Origin of the sequence: Kitasatospora sp. NPDC004799, assembly GCF_040609095.1 — a bacterium.
GTDB lineage: Bacteria > Actinomycetota > Actinomycetes > Streptomycetales > Streptomycetaceae > Kitasatospora.
The window spans coordinates 1-6,087 of the sequence record NZ_JBEXJK010000475.1 but is presented as its reverse complement, the minus strand read 5'-3'; the positions used below and the strand labels follow the sequence as shown (position 1 = coordinate 6,087).

Annotated in this window: 5 protein-coding genes, 1 tRNA gene and 1 riboswitch; of the genes, 4 read left to right on the top strand and 2 right to left on the bottom strand. The window is 73.1% G+C overall.

The features are described from left to right. Positions 1-215: 215 nt before the first annotated feature. Positions 216-287: transfer RNA gene (locus ABZW03_RS35850), tRNA-Cys, on the bottom strand. A gap of 85 nt (positions 288-372) precedes the next feature. Continuing rightward, a riboswitch (guanidine-III (ykkC-III) riboswitch) is annotated at positions 373-439 on the top strand. A gap of 44 nt (positions 440-483) precedes the next feature. On the opposite strand from ABZW03_RS35850, the gene ABZW03_RS35845 reads away from it, so the two are divergent. Both ABZW03_RS35845 and ABZW03_RS35840 read left to right on the top strand, forming a co-directional pair. Beyond that, positions 484-798 carry an SMR family transporter gene (locus ABZW03_RS35845; RefSeq protein WP_355268115.1) on the top strand — a complete coding sequence of 105 codons (315 nt, stop codon included), beginning with the start codon at positions 484-486 and terminating at the stop codon, positions 796-798. 103 nt (positions 799-901) lie between these two features. Then, on the top strand, positions 902-2,341 hold the full coding sequence (locus ABZW03_RS35840; RefSeq protein WP_355268112.1) for an MFS transporter: 1,440 nt from the start codon (positions 902-904) through the stop codon (positions 2,339-2,341). Between the two features lie 3 nt (positions 2,342-2,344). On the opposite strand, the gene ABZW03_RS35835 is transcribed toward ABZW03_RS35840, so the two are convergent. Then, complete coding sequence (locus ABZW03_RS35835; protein ID WP_355268109.1) at positions 2,345-3,634, bottom strand: hypothetical protein; 1,290 nt, start codon at positions 3,632-3,634, stop codon at positions 2,345-2,347. 404 nt (positions 3,635-4,038) lie between these two features. Here ABZW03_RS35835 and ABZW03_RS35830 point away from each other — a divergent pair, with 404 nt between their 5' ends. Beyond that, complete coding sequence (locus ABZW03_RS35830) at positions 4,039-4,680, top strand: class F sortase (protein WP_355268106.1); 642 nt, start codon at positions 4,039-4,041, stop codon at positions 4,678-4,680. Then, entirely contained in the window at positions 4,677-6,002 is a 1,326-nt protein-coding gene (locus tag ABZW03_RS35825) for an alpha/beta hydrolase-fold protein (protein WP_355268103.1), read from the top strand. The genes ABZW03_RS35830 and ABZW03_RS35825 overlap by 4 nt, the downstream gene beginning before the upstream one ends. Positions 6,003-6,087: the final 85 nt, after the last annotated feature.

Here is a 6,087-nt window from a genome sequence, read left to right as displayed (position 1 = left end):
GCAGCCGGCCGCCGCCGTTGCCGAAGGCCGAGTTGATCTTCGCGGTGGTGCCCTTGACCGGCTTGCCGTTGGCGCCCGGGTGCTCGGGGATCGGCCTGACCGTTCCCGCCGTTCCGGCCGTTCCCGCCGTCGAAAGCGGCGGGAACGGCGGGAACGGCGAAAAGGGAATTGCCGGCCGACTTTTCGGAGTCGACCGGCAATTCCCTTTTCCGGTGAGGCCATGGCGGGAATCGAACCCGCGTGCACCGCTTTGCAGACGGTTCCCTAAGCCACTCGGGCACACGGCCAGTGAATTCATAGTGGCCGATCCGGGGGAGGACGGTCAACGCCCCTTTGTAAATTCTGTATGGCAGTGTGTGCTACCGTCGGAGACCGGTGGCGTGCATTTCCGCCACCCCGGACGAGCGCGTCGTACCCGGTGACGACAAGACGGCGCAGTTCAGCGGCACACCGGCCGCTGTGGACTGCGGAGGAATCACCGTCATGGCCTGGCTCGTTCTGATCGTCTCGGGTTTCCTGGAGACCGTGTGGGCGGTCGCCCTGGAATCGTCCAAGGGCTTCACCCGGCTCGTCCCCGGCCTCGTCTTCGGCGTCGCGCTGCTGTTCAGCATGGGCGGTCTGGCGTACGCGATGCGCACCATTCCGATCGGCACCGGCTACGCCGTCTGGGTCGGCATCGGCGCGGTCGGCACCGCGGTCTACGGGATGGCCGTCCTGGGGGACCCGGTGACCATGGCCCGGATCGGCTGCCTGCTGCTGATCGTCTCCGGCGTGGTGGGCCTCAAGGTGCTGCACTGACGGAAGGTGCCGCACCGACGGCCTGGTCCTACGCCCCGGGACCGAGCCGATCACCGACCCGGGTCAGGGGTCACCGAGGCAGACGGCTCTTACGATGTTACGTATGACCACAGCCTCCCCCACCTCGGTCGACCCCGTACCGATACCCCTCGACGACGACCCCGGTGGCGGGGTCCTCGGCGGCCGCTACCGCGCGCTCACGCTGGGGATCGTCTCGGTGGTCCTGGTGATCGCCTTCGAGGCGACGGCCGTCAACACCGCGATGCCGACCGCGGCCCGCGAGCTGCACGGCGTGTCGCTCTACGCCTTCGCCTTCTCCGGCTACTTCACCAGCACGCTGTTCGCCCTGGTCGTCTCCGGCCAGTGGTGCGACCGGCGCGGCCCGCTGCAGCCGCTGTTCGCCGGCATCGCGGTGTTCGGCGTCGGCCTGGTGGTGGCCGGGACGGCGCCCGGGATGTGGGTGTTCGTGGCCGGGCGGTCGATCCAGGGCCTGGGCGGCGGGCTGGTGATCGTCGCGCTGTACGTGGTGGTCGGCCGGGCCTATCCGGAGCGGCTGCGGCCGTCGGTGTTCGCGGCCTTCTCCTCGGCCTGGGTGCTGCCCTCGATCGTCGGCCCGCTGGTCGCCGGGGCCGTCACCCAGCACCTGGGCTGGCGCTGGGTGTTCCTGGCCGTACCGGCGCTGATCCTGCTGCCGCTGGCCGTGATGGGCCCGGCGCTGGCCCGCTCCGAGCGCGAGCACCCGGTGGCCAAGGGCGCCGGGTTCGACCGCCGGCGCACCCGGCTGGCCCTGATGGCGGCGGTCGGCGCCGGCCTGGTGCAGTACGCCGGGCAGCGGCTCGACCTGATCGGGCTGCTCCCCGGGGCGGCCGGGGCGGCGCTGCTGGTGCCGGCCGTCCTGGGGCTGCTGCCCGGCGGGACGCTGCGCGCGGGGCGCGGGCTGCCGGCGGTGATCCTGCTGCGCGGGGTGTCGGCGGGCGCGTTCTTCTCCGCCGAGGTGTTCATCCCGCTGATGATGACCAGCCAGCGCGGCCTCTCGCCGACGCTGGCCGGGCTCACCCTGACCAGCGGCGGGCTCAGCTGGGCGCTCGGCTCGTGGCTCCAGGGCCGGCCGGCCGCCCAGCGCTTCCGGGTGCCGATGATCCGGGGCGGCTTCGTGCTGACCGCGGTGGCGATCGGGGGCGCCGCGCTGGTGCTCGTCCCGGCGGTGCCGGCCTGGGTGGCCGCGGTCGCCTGGGGCGTCGGCGGCTTCGGGATGGGCCTGACCATCGCGTCCGTCAGCGTGCTGATGATGAACCTCTCCGAGCCGGAGGACGCCGGCGCCAACTCGGCCGCGCTCCAGATGAGCGACGCGCTGGGCAACGTGCTGCTCACCGGCCTGGCCGGGGTGCTGTTCGCGGCGCTGGGCGGCGGTTCGGTGGCCGCCCTGCACGACGCGGCGGGAGACGCCGGGGCGCCCGGCGCCTTCGCGGTGGTGCTGCTGACCAGCACCGGGGTGGCGCTGCTGGGGGCGCTGCTGGCCGGCCGGGTCCGCGCCCGGAGCTGATGGTCAGCCGGCGGCGGGGGCCGCGGCCCCCGCCGGGGCGCCGAGGAAGGCCTCCCAGCCGCCGGCCGGCGCCTGGCCCGGGGCGAGCGTCTGGAGCTTGCGCAGCACCGCCGGGTCCTGGGCGTCCAGCCAGTCGACCAGCTGCCGGAAGGAGACCAGCCGGACCTCGGGCCGGCCCGCGATGGACCGGAGGGCGTCCTCGACGGCGTTCATGTAGATGCCGCCGTTCCACTCCTCGAAGTGGTTGCCGATCACGTACGGCGCCCGGTTGCCGTTGTAGGTGCGCTCGAAGCCCATCAGGTAGGCGTCGCGGGCCTGGGTCTGGAAGCCCGGGTGGAGCGCCGGGTCGGCCTTGGTGTTGGGGCCGCACTGGTTGTACATGATGTTGTAGTCCATCGAGAGCACCTGGAAGGTGTGCCCGGGGAACGGGATGGACTGCAGCGGGAGGTCCCACAGCGCGCCGCCCTGGATCTTCTGCGGCCACACCTGGGTGCCGTTGCCGCTGCTGTCGTAGCGCCAGCCGCGCTTGACCGCGGTGGGCAGCAGGTTGCGCTGGCCCTCCAGGCAGGGGGTGCGGCTGCCGATCAGCTCCTTGCGGTAGTCGAAGGGCAGCGCCGGCAGGTCGGTGAAACCGGTGTTGGTGCGCCAGTTCGTCACGAAGTCCATCGCCTGCTGGATCTCGCTGTCCCACTCCTCCGGGGACCACCGGCCGACGCCGTTGGAGCCGCAGAAGTGGCCGTTGAAGTGCGTCCCGATCTCGTGGCCCTCCAGCCAGGCCGCGTGCACGTTCTCCAGGGTGGCGCGGATGTGCTGGTCGCTCAGGTAGCCGATGTCGGAGGCGCCGGCCTTGTGCTGCGGCGGGCGGTAGAGGTCCTTCCTGGACTCGGGCAGCAGGTAGAGGCCGCTCAGGAAGAAGGTCATCTTCGCGTCGTGCTCCTGGGCCAGCCGGCGGAAGCGGGCGAACAGGCCGTTGTCGAGCTCGCCGGCGCCGTCCCAGGAGAAGACCACGAACTGTGGCGGGCGCTGGCCGGGCTGGAGCCGCTCGGGGACGGGCTGGTGCGGCTGGGCCCCGGTGTCCGAGGTGGAGCCGTCGCCGATCAGGACGGCCTGCGGCTTGGGGGCCGGCTCCGGGGTGGGGGTGGCGCCCCGCTCGTCGGCCGCGCCGGTGGCCGGGGCGGTGGTGCCCGTCGCCCGCTCCCCGCCGGTGGCGTGGTTGCTGCCGCAGCCGGCCGCCAGGGTGGCGGCGGTGGCGGCACCGGCCGTCAGCAGGGTGCGGCGGGAGAGGGCTTCCATGGTCACTCCGTTCGTGGGGCGGTGGGCGGCGTACGGGAGTGCGGAGTCCGGTCGGGCACGTGGGTGGCGGAACCCGTAGCCGGGTCAGCATGGCACGGGGGCGGGGCCGGTCGGAGAGGCGCAGCGCGCGGTCGGGAGCGATCGCCCGAACGACGCAACCGATCGGGTCCGTTGAACCGTCGGTAGCTCGTGTCGGGCGTGCTCCGGCGGCGACCGTCCGCGGGAGTCGGCCGTCGCGCTCCGCGACCGGACGCCCACGGGGCGCGGGGAAGGGGCCGTCGACCCTGCCGATCGGCGGGTGTCGGTACGACCGTCGTATGGACGTGCCATACAGTCCGTTCCGGTTGAATTGTTCCCAGGAAACTCCCAGGAAGCGGGAATTCCGTCGGCAGAGGGGAGCGCCCGTGGGCGTCCAGCAGAGCAGGGGCCCCTGGCCGGGCACCCTGGCGGCAGGAGCCGCGCTGGTGCTCGGCGCCTGGCTGCTGCACGACGGAGGCCGGTCGCTGCCGCCCGCCCCGGAGGCCGGCCAGGCCCAGGCCGGGATCGCGCCGGTCTCGGTCGTCCCGCCGCTGGGACCGTCCGCGCCGACCCGGATCCGCATCCCGGCGGTGCGGCTGGACGCCCCGGTCACCGCGCTCGGACTGGACGCCGACGGCCACCTCCAGACCCCGCCGGAGGCGGACCGGAACCTCGCGGGCTGGTACCGCGGCGGCGCCAGCCCCGGTCAGCGCGGCACCGCGATCCTGGCCGGACACGTCGACAACAAGGCCGGCCCCGCGGTCTTCTATCATCTGGGCGCGCTCCACCGGGGAGACCGGATCGAGATCGCCCGGGCGGACGGCGCCACCGCCGTCTACCAGCTCTACGCCATCGAAGTGCACGACCGAAAGGACTTCCCGGACGACCGGGTCTACCGCCAGGCCGCCGACGCACAGCTGCGGGTGATCACCTGCGGCGGTTCGTACAGCGAGGAGCGCGGCTACGACGGCAACGTCGTCGCCTACGGCTTCCTGGCCGACACCACCCGGCCGGGCAAAGCCGCATGAGCACGTTGACCCTTGCCACCCGCTGGAACCCGATCGACTGGCCGCTCACCGAGGGCCTGATCCCGCACGCCGTGCTGGCGGCCGGCTGGGCGGCGCTGTTCGCCCTCGCCGTCGGCCGCGGCCGGAGCTGGTGGCGGGTCCGCCTGCCCGCCGCGCTGCTCACCGCGGCGGCGCTCAGCTGGCTGCTGGACGTCGTGGTCGACGGCTGGTGGCACCCCTTCCCGGAGGGCACGCCCCGGTACGTCACCTGGTGGATAACCGTCGCCCTGCTGGGGCTCTGCCTGGCCGGCTACCGGATGCGCCGGCTCACCTGGCGGCGGCGGGGGCTCGCGCTGGGCCTGAGCGGCCTGGTGCTGCTGATGGCCTCCTCCGAGGTCAACATCGGCTTCGGCCAGTTCCCGAGCGGGCGGGTGATGCTGGCGCCGTGGCTGACCAAGACCGACGGGCTGGTCGCCACCAAGGCCGGCCAGATCGTGTCCGCCCCGCAGGGCAGGTCGCTGGAGGACGTCTGGCAGCCCCCGGCGGGCCTGCCCGAGAAGGGCACCGTCTCGGTGGTGCCGATCCCCGGCACCAAGTCGGGCTTCAAGGCCCGCGACGCGTACGTCTACCTCCCGCCCGCCTACCAGGCCACCCCGCGGCCGCTGCTGCCGGTGGTCGTGATGATCACCGGCCAGCCCGGCATCCCGGGGGACTGGGTGCTCTCCGCGCAGATCAACGAGGCGCTGGACGCCTTCGCCGCGGACCACCACGGCCTCGCCCCGATCGTGGTGATGCCCGATCAGCTCGGCTCCACCTGGGCCAACACGCTCTGCTTCGACTCCAAGATCGCCAAGGCCCAGACCTACCTCGCGGTGGACGTCCCCGACTGGGTCCACCAGAACCTCCAGGCCGCCACCGGCCGCAACGCCTGGGCGATCGGCGGCGCCTCGATGGGTGGAACCTGCGCGCTCCAGCTCGGCGTCAACGCTCCCGAGGTGTACGGCACCGTCCTCGACATGGCCGGGCAGGAGGAACCGACCCTGGGCAGTCGGGAACAGACCGTCAAGGCCGCGTTCGACGGTGACGAGAAGAAGTTCGACGCGGTCGATCCGCTCCAGGTGATGGCCCGCAGGAAGTTCCCGGACACCAACGTCGCGTTGGTCGTCGGCGAGACCGACGAGGAGTTCAGACCGCAGATGGAGAAGGTCTACCAGGCCGCGCAGGCGGCCGGAATGAAGTCCAAGTTCGATCTGATGCCGGGCGGCCACGGCTGGGTCGTCTTCCGCCCCGGCATCGCCCAGCAGCTGCCGTGGCTCGCCCAGCAGACCGGACTGACCCGGTGAGGGCGGCGACCGCGCTGGCCACCGTCGGCGAGCAGCGCGGGCCCGGGCCGGACGCGGAGCGCGCGGCCGCGCGCCCGGCCGCGCG